Source organism: Faecalibacterium duncaniae, assembly GCF_010509575.1.
Taxonomy (GTDB): domain Bacteria; phylum Bacillota; class Clostridia; order Oscillospirales; family Ruminococcaceae; genus Faecalibacterium; species Faecalibacterium duncaniae.
This window is the reverse complement of record NZ_CP048437.1, coordinates 1,029,763-1,047,940: the sequence shown is the minus strand read 5'-3', so window position 1 is coordinate 1,047,940 and position 18,178 is coordinate 1,029,763. Positions and strand designations below refer to the sequence as shown.

14 protein-coding genes are annotated in these 18,178 nt (G+C 62.1%); 4 read left to right on the top strand and 10 right to left on the bottom strand.

The window, feature by feature from the left end; genetic code table 11:
* Nucleotides 1-8: 8 nt before the first annotated feature.
* The 10 genes from GXM22_RS05000 to GXM22_RS04955 all read right to left on the bottom strand — a co-directional run bounded on the left by GXM22_RS05000 (nt 9) and on the right by GXM22_RS04955 (nt 13,962).
* On the bottom strand, nt 9-626 hold the full coding sequence (locus GXM22_RS05000) for an MBL fold metallo-hydrolase (RefSeq protein WP_005933440.1): 618 nt from the start codon (nt 624-626) through the stop codon (nt 9-11).
* 53 nt (nt 627-679) lie between these two features.
* A complete protein-coding gene (gene dtd / locus GXM22_RS04995; protein WP_005933436.1) occupies nt 680-1,141 on the bottom strand; it encodes a D-aminoacyl-tRNA deacylase in 462 nt (153 codons plus the stop codon).
* 3 nt (nt 1,142-1,144) lie between these two features.
* The gene (locus tag GXM22_RS04990; RefSeq protein ID WP_005933432.1) at nt 1,145-3,448 is read right to left on the bottom strand and encodes a RelA/SpoT family protein; all 2,304 of its coding nucleotides are present in this window, start codon (nt 3,446-3,448) and stop codon (nt 1,145-1,147) included.
* 4 nt (nt 3,449-3,452) lie between these two features.
* Nucleotides 3,453-5,594 (bottom strand): single-stranded-DNA-specific exonuclease RecJ, encoded by a 2,142-nt coding sequence (gene recJ / locus GXM22_RS04985; protein WP_005933430.1) that lies wholly within the window; start codon nt 5,592-5,594, stop codon nt 3,453-3,455.
* Nucleotides 5,591-6,946, bottom strand: a complete 1,356-nt coding sequence (locus GXM22_RS04980) for a 5-bromo-4-chloroindolyl phosphate hydrolysis family protein (RefSeq protein WP_099357223.1) — start codon at nt 6,944-6,946, stop codon at nt 5,591-5,593. The genes recJ and GXM22_RS04980 overlap by 4 nt, the downstream gene beginning before the upstream one ends.
* 9 nt (nt 6,947-6,955) lie before the next feature.
* The gene (locus GXM22_RS04975) at nt 6,956-8,551 is read right to left on the bottom strand and encodes an NAD(P)/FAD-dependent oxidoreductase (protein ID WP_005933423.1); all 1,596 of its coding nucleotides are present in this window, start codon (nt 8,549-8,551) and stop codon (nt 6,956-6,958) included.
* A 175-nt stretch (nt 8,552-8,726) separates the two neighbouring features.
* Nucleotides 8,727-10,025 (bottom strand): CdaR family protein, encoded by a 1,299-nt coding sequence (locus tag GXM22_RS04970; protein ID WP_005933420.1) that lies wholly within the window; start codon nt 10,023-10,025, stop codon nt 8,727-8,729.
* A complete protein-coding gene (gene cdaA / locus GXM22_RS04965; RefSeq protein WP_005933418.1) occupies nt 10,022-10,924 on the bottom strand; it encodes a diadenylate cyclase CdaA in 903 nt (300 codons plus the stop codon). Before cdaA ends, GXM22_RS04970 begins: the two co-directional genes overlap by 4 nt.
* Nucleotides 10,925-10,940: 16 nt before the next feature.
* Nucleotides 10,941-12,107, bottom strand: coding sequence for a 2-C-methyl-D-erythritol 2,4-cyclodiphosphate synthase (ispF, locus tag GXM22_RS04960; RefSeq protein ID WP_097786443.1), 1,167 nt, complete (start codon nt 12,105-12,107; stop codon nt 10,941-10,943).
* Between the two features lie 172 nt (nt 12,108-12,279).
* On the bottom strand, nt 12,280-13,962 hold the full coding sequence (locus GXM22_RS04955; protein WP_005933408.1) for a phospho-sugar mutase: 1,683 nt from the start codon (nt 13,960-13,962) through the stop codon (nt 12,280-12,282).
* Between the two features lie 322 nt (nt 13,963-14,284).
* Here GXM22_RS04955 and GXM22_RS04950 point away from each other — a divergent pair, with 322 nt between their 5' ends.
* From GXM22_RS04950 to GXM22_RS04935, 4 genes are all read left to right on the top strand, one after another.
* The gene (locus GXM22_RS04950) at nt 14,285-15,826 is read left to right on the top strand and encodes a YifB family Mg chelatase-like AAA ATPase (RefSeq protein ID WP_005933402.1); all 1,542 of its coding nucleotides are present in this window, start codon (nt 14,285-14,287) and stop codon (nt 15,824-15,826) included.
* Between the two features lie 110 nt (nt 15,827-15,936).
* Complete coding sequence (locus GXM22_RS04945; RefSeq protein WP_005933400.1) at nt 15,937-16,209, top strand: helix-turn-helix domain-containing protein; 273 nt, start codon at nt 15,937-15,939, stop codon at nt 16,207-16,209.
* Nucleotides 16,210-16,381: 172 nt separating this feature from the next.
* Nucleotides 16,382-16,834 (top strand): MarR family winged helix-turn-helix transcriptional regulator, encoded by a 453-nt coding sequence (locus tag GXM22_RS04940; protein ID WP_005933396.1) that lies wholly within the window; start codon nt 16,382-16,384, stop codon nt 16,832-16,834.
* Entirely contained in the window at nt 16,824-18,167 is a 1,344-nt protein-coding gene (locus GXM22_RS04935; RefSeq protein ID WP_005933394.1) for an MATE family efflux transporter, read from the top strand. Before GXM22_RS04940 ends, GXM22_RS04935 begins: the two co-directional genes overlap by 11 nt.
* The last annotated feature ends 11 nt before the right edge of the window (nt 18,168-18,178 follow it).

Genomic DNA, 18,178 nt, shown 5'->3' with positions numbered 1-18,178 from the left:
CTTTATCCTTAAAAGTCCGCATTCCCGCCGCGCAGGGCGCTGCGGATATAGTAATTGTTCGCCAGTTCCTCGCCAAGGGTGGAAAAATCCCCGTGGCCGGGCAGCAGCTGGGTCTCTTTGGGGATGGGCAGGCCCGCCAGCTTGCGCAGGCTGGCATCCATTTTCTGCATACTGCCGCCCTCCAGATCGGTGCGGCCAATGCTGCCCTGGAACACGGTATCGCCCACAAAGAGATAGTCCCCGCACAGCAGCACCACACCGCCCTCGGTATGGCCGGGGGTGTGCCAGACGGTAAAGGTCAGCTCATCCACGGTGAGCTTTTCCCCCTCCTGATAGCCGCTGTCCGCGCTTTTCAGGGGAAAGAGCTGGCTGCCCCTGCAGTCGGCAGGCTCACAGTAGATCCGGGCCTTCCACTCCCGGCTCAGCACCCCTGCACTGCCCACATGGTCATAGTGGCCGTGGGTGCAGAGGATGGTGGTGAGCGTCGCGTTGTTCTCTTTGAAAATTTTATCGTACTCCTGCACTTCGGCGGCGGGGTCAATGACCACTGCATGGCCCGCATCGGAGATCAGGACAAAGCTGTTGGTATAAAGCGGCGCAGCGCCGAGAAGATGAAATGCTTTCATATCCTATATCCTTCTAACTGTTCAGATGTTCCGGCTTTGCCGGGGGCGGGCCGTTACGAGTGGTGCACCCACTCGTCCGTGTCGATGACAATGGTGCAGGGCCCCTCGTTCACCAGAGACACCTGCATATCCGCGCCGAACTCGCCGTGCTGCACGTCTCTGAGGCCCTGCCGGTTCATCTCGGCAAGGAACAGCTCGTAGGCATCCACCGCAAGCGGGGCCCGGGCCGCTTTGATAAAGCTGGGGCGGTAGCCCTTTTTCGTGTCGCCGTAGAGCGTGAACTGGCTGACCACCAGTGCCGAATAGCCCAGGTCCTTTGCACTGAGGTTCAGCTTGTCGTTTTCGTCCTTGAAGATGCGCAGGCCCGCGCATTTATCCGCCAGCTTGGGCACGATGTCCAGCGTATCGGTATCCCGGACACCCAGCAGGATGACCAGGCCGGGGCCGATGGAGCGGGGCTCCCCGCCGTTGACCCGGACAGAAGCGGAGGACACTGCCTGAATGACTGCACGCATGGTTTAACTCCTTGTCACTTTGAGCACATCCTTGACCTTGGACAGACGCGCCACCACACGGTTCAGGTGCTCGGTATTGTTGATGCCGATGGTCAGGCTGACCACGGCGCAGTTATTTTCCACCTGACGGGCGTTCATGGTGTAGATGGGCACCCGGATATCGGCCAGAGCGCTCAGCACATCCCGCAGCAGCTCGTTGCGGTCCAGCGCCACGATCTCAAGGCCGGCCTTGTAGCTGTCCTTGACGCTGTCGGCCCAGTACGCCTTGACCCAGCGGGGGGCGTTGGTGGGGTCCTTCATGCTGGAGATGGCATTGACACAGCTCTGCTTGTGGATGGACACGCCAAAACCGCGGGTGATAAAGCCCACGATGGGGTCGCCGGGCAGCGGACTGCAGCACTTGGCGAACTTGATGGGGGTGTTGTCGAAGCCCTCCACCACCACACCGTCGGTGGCGTGGACCTTGCTCAGATCCACCTTGGCCAGCTGCTCGTTCTTGCCCTCCTCGCTCTTCCGCTTCTGCCACTCTTCCTTCAGCTTGGGCAGGCAGTTGGCAATGGTGATGCCGCCGTAGCCGATGGCGGCATACAGCTCCTCGGCGTTGTTCTGGCGCAGGCGGCGGCAGCAGCTGCCGATAAATTCATCCAGCTCGTCGTCGGGGATGAAGATCATCTCCCGGCGCAGCTCCCGGGCCAGCGTGTCGCGGCCCTCCTGGATGTTCTCCTCCCGGCGCATCTTCTTGAACCAGTTGCGGATCTTGCTCTTGGCCTCGCTGGTACGCACGATCTTCAGCCAGTCGCGGCTGGGGCCCTTGTCCGCCGGGCCGAGGATGACTTCAATGATCTCGCCGGTGGAAACAATGTGGTCAATGGGCACCATCCGGTTGTTGACCTTGCAGCCCACCATCCGGTTGCCGACGGCGGAGTGGATGGCATAGGCAAAGTCGATGCAGGTGGCACCCGTGGGCAGATTGATGACATCGCCCTTGGGGGTAAAGGCAAAGACCTCCTCGGGCAGCAGGTCGCTTTTCAGGTCATGGAGCAGGTTGCCGGAGTCCTCGCTGACGCGCTGGTTTTCCAGCAGCTGGCTGACCCAGGCCAGGCGCTCGTCCAACTTATCGTGGCCATCCAGCCCTTCCTTGTACTTCCAGTGGGCGGCAACGCCGTACTCTGCCTGTTCATCCATCTTGCGGGTGCGGATCTGCACCTCAAAGGGGATGCCCTCGTGGCCGATGACGGTGGTGTGCAGGCTCTGGTAGCCGTTGGGCTTGGGGGTGGAGATATAATCCTTGAAGCGGTTGGGCAGCGGGTGGTACATATCGTGGATGAGGCCCAGGGTGCTGTAGCACTCGGCCAGCGTATCCAGAATGACACGGACGGCATAGATATCGTAGATCTCATCGAAGGACTTGTTCTGCATGATGGTCTTGCGGTAGATGCCGTAGATGCTCTTGACCCGGCGCTTGATGGTGGCACCCTCGATGCCGCTCTCCTTCAGCCGCAGCTCGATGACACCGGACACTCTGGCAAGGAACTCCTCCCCTGCACGCTCGCTCAGCATCTTGCTGATCTCCTCGTAGCCCACAGGGTCAAGGTAGTGCAGGCTGCGGTCCTCCAGCTCCTCCTTGACGTTCAGGATGCCCAGACGGTTGGCGATGGGGGCATAGACCTCCATCGTCTCACGGGCCTTGTCGCGGCGCTTCTGCTCAGGCCAGGCATCGCCGGTGCGCATATTGTGGAGCCGGTCGCAGAGCTTGATGATCATCACGCGGACATCCCGGCTCATGGCCAGCAGCATCTTGCGCAGGTTCTCGGCCTGCAGCTCCTCGATGTTGGAGAACTGGATCTTGGTCAGCTTGGTCACGCCGTCCACCAGCAGGGCCACTTCCTCGCCAAAGGCGGCGGTCAGGTCCTCCAGCGTGGTGGGGGTGTCCTCCACCACGTCATGGAGCAGGGCGGCGGCAATGCTCTCCGAATCCATGCCCAGATCCAGCACCAGGCGGGCCACGGCCAGCGGGTGGCAGATGTAGGGCTCGCCGCTGCGGCGGCAGACCCCGTTGTGCGCCTTATTGGCAAGGTCATAGGCCTTGGTGATCATCTCCATGTTGTAGGCCTTGCCGCTGGCCTTGATGGCCTCGCAGAGCTTCTCCCAGGTAACGATCTCACGCCGCACCTCGCTGGGCAAAGTACCCTCGGGCGCGTCGGCCGGCAGGGCCGTGGCGTTCACGGTAGACACCTCCGGCACCGGCTGATGCAGATGCGTTTTTGCGGAGTAAAGATCCTCCGCCGGTTTCTTTCCCTCTGGCATATTTTTACTCCTCCAGACATTTCAGGATGGGGGCATCGGCCAGGTTTTTCTTGCCTGCCGTGGGAACCAGCTCCCAGAACTTTGCCCCGCCGCGCTCCACGGCGGCGATCAGGCCCACCTGTTCCAGGGCCGTCAGGGCCACCAGCGTTTTGCCGGTGTGCTCCTCCCCCAGCTTTGCAAACAGGGGCTGCATATCCTCGGCGTGCCAGCGCCGGGCCTGCAGTTCCCGGTAAACGGTAATGATATCACTGCGCTCCGGTGCGATCAGGGCGCGCTGCTGGGCAGTCAGCGGGCTGCCGCGGCGCAAGGCCTGCACCAGTGCGGTCTGCTGGGCGGCGGCGTTGCCAAAGCCCGCCGGGTGCAGCTCCAGAATGCGTCCCGAAAGCTGCGCGCCCCGGGCGGCCTCGTAAACCGAGAGGCTCAGGGCCGCGTCCACCACATCGCCGGTGGCATAGGGCAGCTGCTCCGGGTGCATCCCGAACCAGACCGCATAGATGCAGGCATTGCCCTGCCGCAGGCGCAGGCGGCAGTGCCGCCCCTCCGAGACAGGGTAGACTCCCTCCACCACAGCCTTTTCCAGCAGGAACACCGGGGCGGGGTTCTCGGCACCGTAGGGAGCCAGCTGGTCCAGCCGCCGGACAGATTCCACGGTAATGCGGTCGAGATGGATGGACAGGTCGCATTCCAGCGGCGGAGTCACCAGCACCGGGCACTCCCGGGCAGCCCACTCGTTCAGGCGGCGGCGCAGCTCCGGCAGATTCTCCTCCCGTACCGAAAGGCCCGCCGCCATGGCGTGGCCGCCGAAGCGGAGGAGAAGATCTTCGCAGGAGGCAATGCAGGCGTGCAGGTTGAAGCCCTGCACACTGCGTCCGCTGCCCTTGCCCTCGCCGTGCTCATCAATGGACACCACGATGACGGGGCGGCCGGTCTTTTCCACCAGCCGGGATGCCACGATGCCAATGACACCGGGGTGCCAGTCCCGGCCCCAGATCAGGATGACCCGGTCCTCCAGAATGGCGGGCTCGGCCTCCAGCTGGGCCTGCGCGGCCTTGGCGATCTCGCCCTCGGTCTCCTGCCGGGCGGCGTTGATCTCGTTCAGTTTATGTGCCAGCTCGGCAGCGCGTTCCTCATCCTCACACAGCACCAGCTGCAGGGCGGTCACAGCGCTGTCCATCCGGCCCGCCGCGTTGATGCGGGGGGCAATGGCGTAGCTGACATTCTCGGCGGTCACGGGCTTGCCGCCCAGCCCCACCTCATCCAGCAGGGCCAGAAGGCCGGGCCGGTCAGAGTGCTGCAGCAGGTGCAGGCCCGCTTTGACCAGGGTGCGGTTCTCGCCGGTCAGGGGCATCACGTCTGCCACGGTGCCCACGGCGGCAAGGTCGCCGCAGTAGTCCAGCATCTCCTCGGGCGGGCAGCCGTCCAGCGCGGCACAGAGCTTGAAGGCCACACCTGCGCCGCACAGGCCCTTGAAGGGGCTGGTATCATCGGCGCGGCGGGGGTCCACCACGGCAACGGCTTTGGGCAGGGTATCATGGGGCAGATGGTGATCGGTGACGATCAGGTCCACCCCCAGTGAAGCCGCAAACTCAGCCTCCTCCAGTGCGGAGATGCCGTTGTCCACCGTCACGATGAGCTGGCAGCCCTTATCGTGGATGGACTGGATGGCATTTTTGGAAAGGCCGTAGCCATCGCCTTCACGGCTGGGCAGCATACACTTGACGTTGGCTCCCATCCCCTTGAGGTGCTGGTAGAGCAGGGCGGTGGCGGTCACGCCGTCCACATCGTAGTCGCCAAAGACAACAATGGTCTCCTCCCGGTCAATGGCATCGAGGATACGGGCACAGGCCTTGTCCATGTCGGTCAGGAGCATGGGGTCGGTCAGTTCTTCCTCGCCCGACAGCAGGGTCAGGGCCTCGGCAGGGTCGGTGATGCCGCGCGCGGCCAGAATGCCTGCCAGCAGGCCCGCCTCTTTCTGCTGGGCGGCCAGCGTCATCTGATATTTTTCCTCGCTCCACGGCTCCCCATCCATCGTTTCCATGGCGCGGCTTTCCAGCTCCTCAGTGCTCTGCTGGGCAATGGCCGCGGTCAGCTCCTTCAGGGCAGAGCGGTCCAGCGGCTTCAGGTTCCAGGCCCGGTAGGTCGTCATAACAGTCCCTCCCCGGTCAGGCCGTCATTGGCCAGCATTCCCTGCAGCGCGGCGATCTCGCTGGAAACATCCATGGCAACGTCAGAAAGCAGGTTATCATACAGGTTGCTGTAAGCCTGGTTCAGGGTGTGCAGGATGCCCGCGATGTCCCGGCGGATGGTCTCTGCATTTTCGCCCTGCTGGCCCTGCACATCGTTGTAGGTGTGCAGCAGCTTCAGGGTGGTGGGGATATAGTATTCCGCAAAGCGGCGGGCCTTGGGCAGGCTTTCCGGGTGCGCTTCCAGCCACTCGCAGATGGCGGTGGTGGTCTTTTGCATCGTTTCCAGCTCTTCCCGGCCCTGCACGTCCTGCATGAGCTGCTGCTCCTGCTCCAGCACCTTGGCAAAGCGGCGGGCCGTTTCGAGGTTCAGGGGCGTTTCCGGCGCGGCCTCCTGCTCCGGCTGCGGAGCCGGGCGGGCATGCTCTGCGGCGAGGGCCTCCTGTGCCGCGCGGTAATCCTCCGCCGTCAGGTACACAGTCTCCGTTTTCTCATCCAGCCATGCATTCAGCCAGCCCTTGCGGATGCTTTTTTTCAGCCGCTTGAGCGTTTTTTTCTTTTTCTGGTGGGTCAGGTCGGCCAGCGTCTCCACCGGCAGGCCCTTGCCGCCGTCCATGCTGTCGGCAAGGTCGGCCAGCTGGCCCATCTGCCTGCCCGCTTCCCTCTGGGAAACGCCGCAGGCCGCCATCCAGCCAAAGCCCGCCGTTGCAAGGCCCAGCACGCTGCTGACGATGCCAAGCACGTTGTAGGCGGTGTTCATAACGTAGTCCGTGCCCGTCATCAGGATGCCGCCGCCCTCAGCAGTCGACACCACAACGTCGCCCAAAGCAGCCGGCGAAATAATGCCCAGCCCGATGAGGCAGCCCAGCGTCCCCAGCCCGAAAAGCACCGCAAAGGTGATGCCCACGGCCAGCAGAGCCACGCCCGAGCTGTAACGCTCCTTGGCGCATTTCCGCAGCTTTTCCACCGGGGTCAGCTCCGGGCGCGATGCAAAGAAATTTCTGGCCCACTGGGGCATTCCGGCGTACTGCTCTGCCGTGCCGCCGTTGGCATGGGCCTGCCGCTGGCTCTGGTAGTAGCTGTCCCGGGCCTGCCGCATGGCCTTGCCCGCCTCCGAGATGCCGTAATTGGCCGCATGAACAGCGGCCTTGCCTACATCAAAGGCCCGGTCGCCGATGTCCATGCCCCGGCCCTCAAAGCCGTGGGCAAAGGCATCGGACATGGTGTCGCCAAAGGCGCGCAGCTGCTCTTCCAGCTCCTGCTGCACCTGTTTTCCCTCGTTTTCTTGTGTTGTATCGTTTTCACGATGGTTCATCAGTATTTCTCACCCTTCTGCCGGTGCATACCGGCCGATGATCGCACGGGCGACCCGCAGGCCGTCCACGGCGGCGCTCATAATGCCGCCCGCATATCCGGCCCCCTCGCCGCAGGGGTACAACCCCGCCAGCTGGGCCGATTCCAAGGTCTCCTCCCGCTTCAGCCGCACGGGGCTGCTGGTGCGGGTCTCAAGGCCCGTGAGGATGGCTTCCGGTGCGGTGTAGCCCGCAATTTTACGCTCGTAGGCGCGCAGGCCCGCCCGCAGAGTATCGGCCAGCTCCCCGGGCAGCAAAGCTCCCAGATCCGCAGCCACAACGCCCCGGTCATAGGTAGGCTCCACCCGGCCGATGTTCAGCTGGCCTTTGCCCTCCAGAAAGCTCTGCACGTTCTCAGCCGGGGCCGCATACGCCCCGCCCCGGCGGCCTGCAGCGTAGGCTTTTGCCTCCAGCTCCCGCTGGAAAGCAATGGCCCTGCGCGGGTCGCCCGCAAAATCCTCAGCTCCCACGCTGACCACCACCGCCGCGTTGGCGTTTTTGCCGTCCCGGGCGTGGTAGCTCATGCCGTTGGTGACCACGTGGCCTGTCTCGCTGGCCGAAGCCACCACCTGACCGCCGGGGCACATGCAGAAGGTGTACACGCACCGGTCTCCCACATGCTGGGACAGCTGATACTCTCCGCGCGGCAGGGCCGGATGCCCGGCAGCCTCGTGGTACAGGCTCTTCTCGATCTCGCTCTGCAGGTGCTCTGCCCGGAAACCCACGCTGAAGGGCTTGCACTCCAGCACAAGACCGCTGTCCATCAGCATCCCGAAGGTGTCCCGGGCCGAGTGGCCCACGGCAAACACCAGCGCTTCACAGGGGAAGGTCCCGCCGGTGGTAAAGATGCCGGTCAGCCGTCCGTTCTTCTGCTCAAAACCGGTGAGGGCCGTGTTGAAGTGCACCTCGCCGCCCAGAGCTTCGATTTCCCTGCGGATGGAGGTGATAACGCCCCGAAGCAGGTCGGTGCCCACATGGGGCTTCTGCTTCCAGGCGATCTCCGCCGGGGCACCGTGCTGCAGAAACACCTCGGTGACAAAGCCGCAGAGCTCATCCCCGATGCGGGTGGTCAGCTTGCCGTCCGAAAAGGTACCCGCGCCGCCCTCGCCAAACTGGATGTTGGCATTGGGGTCCAGCTCGCCGGTGGCAGAGAAGTGCTCCACCGCCTTCACACGCTCGTCCAGCGCCGGGCCGCGCTCCAGCACGATGGGCTTGTAGCCCTGCCGGGCCAGCAGCAGCGCCGCAAACAGGCCCGCCGGGCCCAGCCCGCAGACCACAGGCCGGTGGGGCAGGCGCTGGGTGCCGTTCTGAACGCCGAGATCCGTTTTGCCGCGGATAGCAACGCAGGGCGAGGCCCCTGCATACGCAGATTCCTCACCCTCGTCCTTGAGCGTTACCGCTATGGTATACACCAGCTTTGGCTGCCCGTGGCGGGCATCCACCGACAACCTGGCCACGCCCAGATGGGCCGCCTTGCTGCGGGGGATGCGCGCCAGATGCAGCGCTTTCTCGAATGCCTGCGGCTCCCCGGCAGAGAGCGGCAGGCGGATATCTCTTACTAGTATCATCTATCAGGTTTCGCTTTCTATTTTCAGCCTCCTCACCCTCTCCGTCATTGCTAACGCAATGCCACCTCCCCCAAAGTGGGAGGCCTTGGCAGTATTTGCAAACTTCATCTTTATGCCAAGGGCTCTCCCTTCGGGAGAGCTGGCGAGCGAAGCGAGACTGAGAGGGTGAGCCAGCTCAGTTACTTTCTATCTTGCACTGGATAACATAGTTCCCCAGCGCAAAGATCTTACCATTGGAGGGCACATACAGGCGGCAGGCAATGTTCTGCTGCCCTGCGGCCACATAGAAATCATCCGCATCGATCTCAATGACCACCTGCTCGGGCACCAGCGTATCCAGCAGACCCGCCGGGCCGCAGAGGGTCACGTTCATCAGCCGCTCGGTCTGCACGGTCAGGGTATAGGTGGAGGGCAGATTGACCACCTGCACGCAGCTGGCGGGCAGGTTCATGGTCTTGGTCTCGAGCTTGGAGCTGTCGAAACTGACCGTGATGCTGGAAATGTTGTCCAGCAGGCGGATATTGCCCGGCAGCTCGATGGGCAGCTCATACACCTTGTTCAGCGCAAAGGTGGAAAGATCGATGGTGCCCACAGACAGGGTGGAGAGCTTTTCGATCTGGCTCTCGGGCCCGGCGACATTCAGGGTCTGCTTGCTCAGGGAATAGACCAGCACCGAGGGATCAAAATTCCGGGGCGCGTTGATAAAGCTGACCGACACGGGCAGGGTGGCCATCTTGTAGACCTCCAGCGTGACCTCCACGCTGGACTCCTCCAGATTCGTGTATTCAAACTTAACCTCACTGCCGCTCTTGGTATAAAAGCGCAGGGCGGTATCCAGCGTGACAGAATCGGTGAGCTCCCCCTTGTGGGTCACCTCGGCGGTGCAGGTCTCCACCTTATCGATCTCGGTGCTGGGGCCGGAGAGGGTCACTGTCTCCTTGGAGAGCTCGGTGCCATAGAGGATATAGCCGTCCGCAATGGTCAGGTAGTTGGTGGTCACGGTGATGGGCACCGTTTTCTCCTCCACCACGTCAAACACCACGTCCACGCTGTTGTCGCCGCCCTCAATGGAAACGGACACACCATTGAGCAGGGTGTTCACGCCCCGCACCTGCAGGTGCAGGGTCTTTTCGCCGCTGTCCCGCACGCCGGACCAGTCCGGGTAAACCACGAAATCAGAGGAAGTCAGGCTGCCGATGGTGTAGCCATCGCCCGAGAGCTTCAGGCTGACGTACTTTTCCGGCGCACTGACGATGCTCAGACCCCGGGAGGTGTACGCGGCGGAATCATAGGTAAAATCCACCGGCACGTTGTTGATGGTGCGGGTGGTGCCGGGCTGGACGACGATGGTGACCACCATCCATGCCACAATGGCACCCACGATGGCCAGCAGCAGCCGGATGCGGCGGTCGTCCAGAATGCTCTTGGTGTGCTGGATGGCAGGCTTTGTGCCGTTGGTACGATTGCTGCTCACTGCTGCTCATCCTCCTCTTTCTGGTTCATCCAGTTCAGCAGGCTCTTGACCTTGCCGCGCCAGCCGTCGGCAGCTGCCTTTTCGCTGGCGGTCTCCTTGGGGATCATCTCATCCACCAGCCGGGTGTACAGGGTCTGGCGGTCAAAGTGGCGGATCAGCACACCGTTCTTTGCCATGGAGATGATGCCGGTCTCCTCACTGACCACAACGGCAATGGCATCCGAATTCTCCGCAATGCCCAGGCAGGCGCGGTGGCGGGTGCCCATATCCTTGCCCAGATCCAGGTTATTGGACAGGGGCAGCACACAGCCCGCCGCCTTGATGCGGCCATTCTCAATGATGGCGGCACCGTCGTGCAGGGGAGTGCCCTCGTAGAAGATGGTGCCCAGCACCTCCAGATTGACGGCACTGTTCACGGGTGTGCCGGTGCGCACGATCTCAGAGAGGTTGGTGTTGCGCTCCAGCACGATCAGGGCACCGGTCTTGGTCTCGGAAAAGCGCTCGGCGGCATCGCAGATGGCAATGATGGCGCTGCGCCAGGCCCCCTTGAAGCTGGGGTCATTGTAGCGGCCCTTGATGTTGAAGAGCTTACCTGCCCACTGGTCGGTCTGGCCCATCCGCTCCAATGCGCGGCGGATCTCCGGCTGGAACAGGACCACCAGCGTCAGCAGGCCGACCTGCAGCAGCGAGTTCAGCAGCCAGGTGACGGTGCGCATGTTCAGCACGTTGGCCACCAGATAGACTGCCAGCACCAGCAGCGCGCCCTTGGCCAGCTGCCCGGCGCGGGTGCGGTTGATGATGCCCAGCAGCTGGTAGATCAGGAAAGCAATGATGACGATATCCAGCAGATCGGCCAGCTTGAAGGTCTGGAAATTGGCGATGATCGAATTCAGAGTCATCAGAGTGTCTCTCCCGTTACAGCTTCTCGATCAGGGCGACAGCATGGGCGGCAATGCCCAGGCCCTCGCCGGTAAAGCCCAGATGCTCCTCGGTGGTGGCCTTGACGCTCACAGCATCCACCGGCATCCCGAAGGCGGCGGCCAGATTTTCCCGCATGGCGGGGATGTAGGGAGCCAGCTTGGGCTTCTGGCAGAGCAGGGTGGAATCGATGTTCACGATCTTCCAGCCCTTCTCCCGCATGATGCGTGCCACATGCTGCGCCAGCTGCAGGCTGTCGGCACCGGCGTAGGCGGGGTCGGTATCCGGGAAGTGCTTGCCGATGTCGCCCAGTGCGGCAGCACCCAGCACAGCGTCCATCACAGCGTGGGCCAGCACATCGGCATCCGAGTGGCCCAGCAGGCCCTTTTCAAAAGGCACCTCCACGCCGCCCAGGATCAGCTTGCGATCCTCGACCAGACGGTGAACATCATAACCATGACCAATGCGCATATCATTTCCTTCTTTCTGTTCGGCGCGGGGCAGATCCTCCCGCGTTGTGATCTTCAGATTGGCGTAATCCCCCTGGGTCAGCTGCACCGGGCGGCCGGTCAGTTCAAACAGGCTGCAGTCATCGGTGACCAGGCGGGCTTTTTCCGCATCCAGCTCGTCCAGCGCGGCCAGATACGCCGCACGGTCGAAGCACTGGGGGGTCTGCACCGCATACAGGGTGCTGCGGTCAGGGGTATCAGCGACCATGCACTGCTCCGGCACAGTCTTGCCGTCGCCCCGCACAGCCCGCTTGACGGTATCCTTTACCGGCACGGCGGGGGCGGCAGCACCACAGGCAGCGGCTGCTTCCAGCGCCGCCGTGATGACAGCCTGACTGACAAAGGGACGGGCGGCATCATGGACAGCCACCAGCTCTCCGTGGGCGGCCAGCACGCCGTTCTTCGCGCTCTCGGCACGGGTCGCGCCACCCTGTACCACCTGCACCGGCTTTGTGCAGGCCCCGGCCTGCTGTTCCAGAAATGCCCGGTTCTTCCCGGCCACCAGAACGATCTCGCTGACCAGCGGACACTCCGCAAAGGCCCGGATGCTCCGCTGCACCACGGTCTCCCCGCCCAGATCAAAGCTGAGCTTGTCAAACCCCATGCGAGTGGAGGACCCTGCCGCCACCAGAACGGCTGATACTTTCTTTTCCAATTTCTGCACCTGCCCTGCTCTTATTCTCCCGGGAAATACCACCCGGGGCACAGATAGAATAAACCATATTTTATTATACCGTATCGCCCGGCAAACTGCAACCGATTTTATACAGCAAAAATGCCCCTCTGCGGCAGAGCAGAGGGGCAAAAACGCTTCTTTTTTCAGGAGATCACTTCAGAATGGGCTCGATGGCGGCAGCCAGAGCATCCTTCTGTGCCTGGGCTTCCTCCAGGGTCTTGCCCAGAGTGGTGAAGTAGGTCTTGATCTTAGGCTCGGTGCCGGAGGGACGCACCACAACGGTCGCGCCATTTTCCAGCGTGTAGATCAGGACATTGGCGGCGGGCAGGCCGGTCTCCTCGGGCTTCTTGTAGTCCATGACCTTGACAACCTTGTGGCCGCCGATCTCGGTCAGGGGCTCGTCACGCAGCTTCTGCATGATGGAAGCCATCTTCTCCATGCCGGTCAGGCCGGGGAACTCAAAGCTGTCCACCTTGTTCAGGTAGCGGCCGTACTGTGCGTAGATCTCTTCCAGACGCTGCTTGATGGAGGAGCCGATGCTGCGGTAGTAAGCGGCCATCTCGCAGATCAGCATGGAGCCGATGACGGCATCCTTATCGCGGACATAGGGGCCGGCCAGGTAGCCGTAGCTCTCCTCAAAGCCGAAAATGAAGCGGTCCACTTCACCGGCGGCTTCCAGATTGGCGATCTGATCGCCGATCCACTTGAAGCCGGTCAGAACGTTGCGCATCTCCACGCCGTAGTGCTTTGCCACAGCGTCGGCCAGCGGGGTGGAAACGATGGACTTGACCGCCACGGGGTTTGCGGGCATGGTGCCCTTTTCAATGCGTCCGGCGCAGATGTAATCCAGCAGCAGAACGCCCATTTCGTTGCCGGAGACCAGCTCATAGCTGCCGTCCGGGCACTTCATGGCAATGCCCACGCGGTCTGCATCGGGGTCGGTGGCCAGCATCAGGTCAGCACCGGTCTTGGTGGCCAGCTCCAGACCCAGCTTCAGGGCCTCAAAGATCTCAGGGTTGGGGTAGGAGCAGGTGGTAAAGTAGCCGTTAGGGTACTCCTGCTCGGGCACGATGGTGATATCGGTGATGCCCATATCGTTCAGCACATGGGTCACAGGCACCAGGCCGGAACCGTTCAGGGGGCTGTACACCAGCTTCAGGCCGGCAGTCCGGCACAGACCGGGGCGCACCTGACGGGCCTCGATGGCATCGTACAGGGCCTTCTTGCAGTCATCGCCCACAAAGCGGATCAGGCCCTGCTCCACGCCAGCGGCAAAGGAGATGTACTTTGCGCCGGTCAGAACATCGGTCTTCTGGATCTCATCATAGACGATGGCGGCGGCATCATCGGTCATCTGGCAGCCATCCGGGCCGTAGGCCTTGTAGCCGTTGTACTTGGCGGGGTTGTGGGAAGCGGTGACCATGATACCGGCGTTGCACTCATAGTAACGGGTGGCAAAGCTCAGGGCAGGCACAGGCATCAGGGCATCATAGATGCGCACCTTGATGCCGTTGGCGGCCAGAACACCGGCGGCGGTCTTGGCAAAGACATCGCTCTTCAGGCGGCTGTCGTAGCTGATGGCGACAGTCTGGCTGCCGCCCTGGGTCTTGACCCAGTTTGCCAGGCCCTGGGTGGCCTGACGGACAACATAGATGTTCATGCGGTTGGTACCGGCACCCAGCACACCGCGCAGACCGGCGGTGCCAAACTTCAGGGCCACGGCAAAGCGGTCCTTGATCTCCTCGTCATTGCCCTCGATCTTGTTCAGCTCCGGTTTCAGATCCGCGTCCTCCAGATCCGCTGCCAGCCAGCGCTTATACTCATCCAGATACATATTGCACACCTTACCTTTAATTCGTATTTCGCACAGGGATAGTTTTTCCAAACCTATTTATACTATAAACCCTTTCTTGGTACTGTGTCAATTCCATATTATGTAAGAATTTTTGCTCCGCAAATCATACAAATATTACAAAGATTTCAGCCTTTTCCATCATTTGGGGCTTTCGTGCTGTCCGCAGAGCCTGCGGCAGTGCCCGCACATTGACAAGCCCCCTGCCCGACACTATAATGGGGACAATAGAATATTTTGCCGAGACCGGGCATTTTCCCGGTCATTTCCCCATCGGGCCGCAGACGCGGCGTGAGGAGGCCCCATGTATTCCGTTCTGAAAAGCTATGGTCTGAACGGCCTGAACGGCTTTGCCGTGGCCGTGGAAGCCGATGTCTCCGGCGGCCTGCCCGCCTTTTCGCTGGTGGGCCTGCCGGATTCCGCCGTGCGGGAAAGCGGTGACCGTGTCCGCTCTGCCGTGAAGAATCTGGGCTACAAATGGCCCGACCGCCACATCACGGTCAACCTTGCCCCGGCGGACATCCGCAAGAGCGGCCCGGTATATGACCTGCCCCTGCTGCTGGCGGTGCTGGCATCCTCCGGCCAGATGGAGGAGCCGCCCGCCGACGCGGCTTTTCTGGGGGAGCTGGCACTGGACGGCAGCCTGCGCCCGGTTTCGGGCGTGCTGCCCATGGCGCTGGCGGCGGCAGCAGACGGCATCCGCAGCCTGTATGTGCCCGCCGAAAATGCCGCCGAAGCCGCCGAGGCGGGCGGCGACGCGATGCAGGTCTACCCCGCACGCACAGCCCGGGAGGTCGTGGATGCGCTGCGGGGCCTTGTGCCCCTCTCCCCTGCCGCGCCCATCCCCTTTGACCCCGCTTCCGGCTGGAATGCCGCCCCGGATTTTGCGGATGTGATGGGCCAGCCGCTGGCCCGCCGGGCCATGGTGCTGGCGGCAGCCGGTGGGCACAACGTGCTGCTCATCGGCGCGCCCGGCACCGGCAAATCTATGCTGGCCAAGCGCCTGCCCGGTATCCTTCCTCCCTTGACCCGGGAGGAGGCTGTGGAGACCACCAAGATCTATTCCATTGCGGGCCAGCTGCCCAAGGGGCGGGGCCTGATCTCCGCCCGACCCTTCCGCAGCCCGCACCACTCGGCCAGCGCGGCGGCACTGGCGGGCGGCGGCACCACCTTCCGGCCCGGCGAGTGCAGCCTTGCCGACTGCGGCGTACTGTTTCTGGACGAGCTGCCGGAGTTTTCCCGGGACAGTCTGGAAGTTCTGCGCCAGCCGCTGGAGGACGGCCAGATCACCGTGAGCCGCGCGGCAGGCAGCGCCACCTACCCCAGCCGGTTCCAGCTGGTGGCCGCCATGAACCCCTGCAAGTGCGGCTATTACGGCCACCCCACCCGTCCCTGTACCTGTTCACCCAGTGCGGTGCGGCAGTACCGCAGCCGGGTGTCCGGCCCCCTGCTGGACCGCATCGACCTCTGTGTGGAGATGGACCCCGTTGCCTTTGACGAGCTCCACACCAGCACCCCCGCCGAGAGCAGCGCAGACCTGCGCAAGCAGGTGCTTGCCGCCCGGGCCGTGCAGGCCAAGCGCTATGCCGCCCCCGGATACGAGGGCGTGCGCTGCAATGCCCAGCTCACAGCCGGGCAGGTGCGGCGTGTCTGCCGGATGACCCCCGCCGCCGAGCGGCTCCTCCGCGCCTCCTACGACACACTGGGTCTTTCTGCCCGCGCCCATGACCGCATCCTCCGGGTGGCCCGCACCGTGGCTGATCTGGCAGGCAAACAGCTGCTGGATGAAGAGGCCCTGCTGGAAGCATTGCAGTACCGCGCGCAGGAAAAGGTGGAGACGTTCTGAGGTTCCTCTTGAAAAAAAGATATCATATATGATATAATAATGGTAACGATTGCTCGATTATAAGAGCCGCCATGCCCTGACCACACAAAACCAATAAAGGGAGTGAGCCGATGGATTACCGCACCTATAAAATGAAGACCTTTGCCGAAAAACCAGAAGTCCGCGCTGAATATGAGCAGCTCGGCCCGCAGTATGAAGCCATCTGCGCCGCGATCGAGAGCCGCAAAGCCGCTGGGCTTACTCAAAAACAACTGGCCGAAAAAATGGGCACAGCACAGGCCAATATTTCCCGCTTTGAAAACGGAAATTCCAATCCCTCGTTGGAGTTTTTGCAAAAAATGGCTGCCTGTATGGGCAAAACGCTTCACGTTTCATTTGAGTGACCACAAAAACCTTTTTTCACATTTCACGATCCGATCTCTGTTTCAAAGAGTGCACTGTCCGCTTTCTGCGGGCGGTGCATTTTTGTTTGCAAAAAACGCTTGACAAATCCCGGCAGTTCTGTATAATTATCTGCGGTAATTATCTTTGGTCACTATTTGAGGAGAAACCACTATGAACATCGCGCTGATCAAACGGATGATGGATGCCTGCTATCAGGCCAAGCGGGTGCGGGATCTGCTGCCTGCCCTGCCGGACGGGGTCCTGCCCTCCTTCATCCAATATCTGGATGCGATCCAGACACTGGAACAGCAGGGCGTACAGGTCAAGGTCTCTGACCTGAGCGATGCGCTCAGCCTGCCCCGCCCCGGCGTGACCCGGACCGTAAAGGACATGGAAGCTCGTGGTCTTTTGACCAAGCAGACCTCCCCTGAGGACGGCCGGGTGACCTACCTGACCATCACAGAGGCCGGGCGGGCGCTTTCCCGCAAATACGATGCGGAATATTTCAGCTCTCTTGTTCCGGCGCTGGAGGTCATCCCGGAAGAGGATGCGGAGACCATGATCCGCACCATCGAGATTTTTTATCAGATCATGGTCGAAAGGAGAGATTCCCATGAAAAATGATAAGACCGATTTCACGCAGGGCAGCATCCCGAAAAAGCTGGCCCTGTTCATGCTGCCCATTCTGGGCTCACTGGTGCTGCAGGCCGCTTACGGCGCGGTAGACCTGCTGGTGGTGGGCCGCTTCGGCTCCACCTCGGGCCTGTCTGCCGTTTCCACCGGCAGCCAGGTGCTCAACCTTGTCACCTTTGTGGTCACCCAGCTGGCCATGGGTGTCACGGTGCTGATCGCGCGGTATCTCGGCGAAAAGAAGCACGAATTCATCAGCCCGGTCATCGGCGGCGCGGCGGTTGTATTCGCCCTTCTGGCCGCTGTGCTGTTCGGGGTTCTGGTGTTTCTGGCACGGCCCATTTCCAGCCTGATGCAGGCCCCGGCCGAGGCCCTTGACCTGACCACCAGCTATGTGCGCATCTGCGGTGCAGGCATCTTCTTCATCGTAGCCTACAATATGCTCTCGGCCCTCTTCCGCGGCCTGGGTGACAGCCGATCTCCCCTGATCTTTGTGCTGGTGGCCTGCGTGGTCAACATCGTCGGCGACCTGGTCCTGGTGGCCGGGTTCCATCTGGATGCTGTCGGTGCCGCCATTGCCACCGTGGCCGCACAGGCTGTCAGCGTGGTCTGCGCTGTTGTCATGCTGCTGAAAAAATCTCTGCCCTTTTCCATCAAAAAGGCGGACTTCCGGCTGAACTTCCAGTGCAAAAAGTTTCTGGCCATCGGCCTGCCGCTGGCGCTGCAGGAGTTTTTGACCCAGCTCTCTTTTCTGGCCCTCTGTGCCTTTGTCAACCGCCTGGGTCTGGAGGCTTCCTCCGGCTACGGCGTGGCCTGCAAGATCGTCAATTTCGCCATGCTGATCCCCAGCGCCCTGATGCAGTCCATGGCTTCCTTCATCTCCCAGAACATCGGCGCAGGCAAGCATCAGCGCGCCCGGCAGACCCTGCGCACCGGCATCGGCATCGGTCTGTTCTTTGGCCTGTTCGTCTTTGCGCTGGTCTTGTGCAAGGGCGACCTGCTCTGCAGCTTCTTCACCACGGATGCACCTGTGATCGCCAACGGCTATGCCTACCTCAAGGGCTTTGCGCTGGAGACCATCCTCACCGCGATCCTGTTCAGCATGATCGGCTATTTCAACGGCAGCGGCAAGACCGTTTTCGTCATGGCGCAGGGCCTGTTCCAGACCCTGCTCGTCCGCCTGCCCATGGCCTACATTATGAGCATCCAGCCCAACGCCAGCCTGACCATGATCGGTCTGGCCGCACCCACCTCCACAGCGGTGGGTGTGCTGCTGAATGTCTGCTTCTTCCTGTACCTGGACCGGAAGGCGAAAAAGCAGGGCTGAGAGGATATACA